The following is a 3352-nucleotide window of genomic DNA, read 5'->3' as shown; positions in this document are numbered from 1 at the left end:
AATTACAAAACATGTTTTTAATCATAGGTTAAATATGATATACTGTAAATACAGTAAGATAAAAAAACTCATCAGGAGGAAAAAATTGAAACTAATTTCATGGAATGTAAATGGGATCAGAGCCTGTATCACGAAAGGCTTTGAAGAGAGTTTTCATAAACTGGATGCAGATATCTTTTGTCTTCAGGAAACAAAATGTCAGGAAAATCAGGTGAAACTGGAACTTCCGGGATATCATCAGTATTGGAATTATGCCAACCGTAAGGGATATTCCGGTACTGCTGTTTTTTCAAAACAGGAGCCTCTTTCTGTTTCTTACGGAATCGGGATCCAGGAGCACGATAAAGAAGGCCGTGTGATCACTCTGGAATTCGAGGAATTTTATCTTGTAACCGTTTATACACCTAATTCCCAGAGTGAACTGAGACGTCTGGAATATCGAATGGAATGGGAGAGAGATTTTCTTGCGTATCTTCTGAAGCTTCAGGAGAAAAGACCTGTGATCTGCTGCGGAGACCTGAATGTGGCACACCGTGAGATCGATCTGAAAAATCCTAAGACCAATCGAAAAAATGCAGGGTTTACGGATGAAGAGAGAGCCTGCTTTACAAAAATTCTGGAAAGTGGTTTTATAGATACGTTCCGTTATTTCTATCCGGACCAGGAGGGAATTTATTCCTGGTGGTCTTATCGATTTAAAGCAAGAGAAAAAAATGCCGGATGGAGGATTGATTATTTTATCACGTCTCCATCTTTAAAGGACAGGCTTGAGGATGCCAAAATCCATACAGAAATATTTGGCTCAGATCATTGTCCTGTGGAACTGGATCTGAAGCTCTGAACATACATGAGCGGAAAGATTGATTCAGAACGAAACTACAAAAAGGAGAACTGATCATGGAAAAACAGAGCGGGTTATTTATCCGAAATGGGAATCCGGTGATGCTTGGTGCCAACAAAAATGCAGAAGGGCTGAATTTTGCTGCTGAAATTCCCTGTGGAGCAGATGCTTCTCTGGTACTTTACCGTAAAGGTTCCTTACACCCGAGAAAAGAAATCCCTTTTACGGAAGAGAGTCGAACGGGAAAAGTGTGTACTCTTCTTGTGTCAGGACTGGATACAGAAAAATATGAATATAATTTTCGAATAAATGGGAAAATCTGTCAGGATCCTTATGCCCATGGAATTTGCGGAAGAGAGCATTTTGGTGTGCCCTCCAGAAGCGAAGACGAAAACAGTGTACGCTGTACGTTTCTGCCGGAGACAGAATACGACTGGGAGGGAGACAAAGCTCCGGAAATTCCTTATCATGAAATGATATTGTATAAGCTCCATGTAAGGGGATATACAAAACAGCAGAAACTGTCTCAGAAGATGCGTGGAACCTTTGCAGGATTAAAGGAAATGATTCCATACTGGCTGGAGCTTGGAATTAATGCAGTGGAACTGATGCCTGCTTATGAATTTCAGGAAATGGCTTCCGAGGTTCGGGGAGACGGGCTGATCACGGAGAAGCGCAGTGAAGGAAAAGTTAATTACTGGGGATATCAGGACGGCTGGTATTTTGCACCCAAAAGATCCTACTGCGCTACAAAAGAACCGGAAAAAGAATTTCGCGATATGATAAAAGCCATGCACAAAGCAGGTATCCAGTGTATCATGGAATTTTATTTTCCAAAAGGGACGAATCCTCTTATGGCTCTTCAGACATCCTGGTTCTGGAAAACATATTATCATGTGGATGGATTCCATTTTATCGGAGACGGTGTTCCGGTAGAACTTCTGGCAAAAGATCACATTCTCTATGGAACAAAGAAGCTTTTTCAGTCAGTGCCGGATTACATGGAAACAGACGGGATGGCAGCAGAATACCAGGGCGGTTTTCAGCAGGATATGCGCCGTTATCTGAAAAGCGATGAAGGGATGATCCCTTCGGCAGAATATCACGTCCGTCATGTGCGTGCTTTAGGTGGAAACATCAATTATATGGCAAGTCAGGATGGATTTACCCTCTATGATACCGTGTCCTATAATTACAGGCATAATGAATCAAATGGTGAAGGGAATCAGGATGGCAGCGATTATAATTATTCCTGGAACTGCGGAATCGAAGGACCTACCAGAAAGCTTGCGGTAAAGAGAATGAGAGAGCAGCAGATCAGAAATGCTTTTCTGATGCTTCTGTTAAGTCAGGGCACACCGATGATCTATGGCGGTGACGAGTTTGGCAATTCTCAGGAAGGCAATAATAACGCATGGTGTCAGGACAATCCTTCCGGCTGGACAGACTGGAAAGCGCTGCGAAAAAATTCAAGAATTTTTAATTTTGTAAAAGAAGCTGTAGCCTTTCGGAAAGCTCATCCGGTGCTTCATATGAAAAATGAGCCAAAAGGAGTGGATTATCTGGCAAAAGGTTTTCCGGATATGTCTTTCCATGGGGAAAGGGCCTGGTATCTGAATCAGGAAAACACCTGTCGCCTTATGGGAGTTATGTATTGCGGAGCTTATGCAGAAAAAGCAGATGGTACAGAAGATGACTTTATTTATGTGGGATATAATTTCCACTGGGAAAACCGTACCATTGCTCTTCCTAATCTTCCGGATGGTTTGCATTGGAAGAAAATCGCAGATACCTCAGATCAAGGAGAAACGGGATTTTTCCAGGAAAGAGAAGAGACATATGAAAAAAATATCGGAATCAGTCCCCGCAGCATTGTGGTCCTGATTGGCAAAAAGGAGGCGTAGCCGGTGCATCCCTGGCTTCATTTTAAAACCATAACCAGACATAAGCTTCTGGTTATGAAATATTGTTTTCGGATAGGTCTTTACAAACAGGGTCTTCTTCATGATCTGTCTAAATATTCTCCTGCAGAATTTCTTGTAGGATGCAGATATTATCAGGGAACAAGAAGTCCTAATAATGCGGAAAGGGAAGATATTGGAGTTTCTACTTCCTGGCTTCATCACAAAGGACGGAATAAACATCATTTTGAACATTGGGTAGATTATTCTCTGGATAAAGATCATGTGATCATGGGAGCGCAGATGCCCAGGAAATATGTGGCGGAAATGGTTATGGACCGGATCAGTGCATCCAGAAACTATCTTGGTGACGCATATACACAAAGTCAGCCGCTGGAATATTTTTTGAAAAGTAAGGATGAGCTCTGGTTTATTCATCCGCAGACAAAAAAGGAACTGGAGGCTCTTCTTCGGATCCTCAATGATCATGGAGAAAAGAAGCTTCTTCATTATATCAAGTATGTATATTTGAAAAATGACCCACAGAGTCTGAAATATTAAGTTATAAGATAAGAAAAAGATAATCTGTATCGCTTATCCAAAAGCGGCA

3 protein-coding genes are annotated in these 3352 nt (G+C 41.6%); all 3 read left to right on the top strand.

What is annotated here, in order from left to right:
- The first annotated feature begins 85 nt into the window (after positions 1-85).
- From RDS42_RS13495 to RDS42_RS13485, 3 genes are read left to right on the top strand one after another with little or no spacing between them, the layout of a single operon-like run.
- Entirely contained in the window at positions 86-841 is a 756-nt protein-coding gene (locus RDS42_RS13495; RefSeq protein WP_308784109.1) for an exodeoxyribonuclease III, read from the top strand.
- Positions 842-897: 56 nt separating this feature from the next.
- Entirely contained in the window at positions 898-2745 is a 1848-nt protein-coding gene (locus tag RDS42_RS13490) for a Type II secretory pathway, pullulanase PulA and related glycosidase (RefSeq protein WP_308784108.1), read from the top strand.
- Between the two features lie 54 nt (positions 2746-2799).
- The gene (locus RDS42_RS13485) at positions 2800-3303 is read left to right on the top strand and encodes a DUF5662 family protein (RefSeq protein WP_308784110.1); all 504 of its coding nucleotides are present in this window, start codon (positions 2800-2802) and stop codon (positions 3301-3303) included.
- The last annotated feature ends 49 nt before the right edge of the window (positions 3304-3352 follow it).

Source organism: uncultured Blautia sp. (genome assembly GCF_902497045.1).
In the GTDB taxonomy this organism is placed as follows: domain Bacteria; phylum Bacillota; class Clostridia; order Lachnospirales; family Lachnospiraceae; genus Blautia_A.
Note: the sequence above shows the minus strand (reverse complement) of the source record. Positions and strands in the feature narration are given on the sequence as shown.

Excerpts from the sequence above, each read along its gene's own strand:
- RDS42_RS13485 (WP_308784110.1), top strand. The coding sequence starts at position 2,800 with ATGAAATATTGTTTTCGGATAGGTCTTTACAAACAGGGTCTTCTTCAT.
- RDS42_RS13490 (WP_308784108.1), top strand. The coding sequence starts at position 898 with ATGGAAAAACAGAGCGGGTTATTTATCCGAAATGGGAATCCGGTGATG.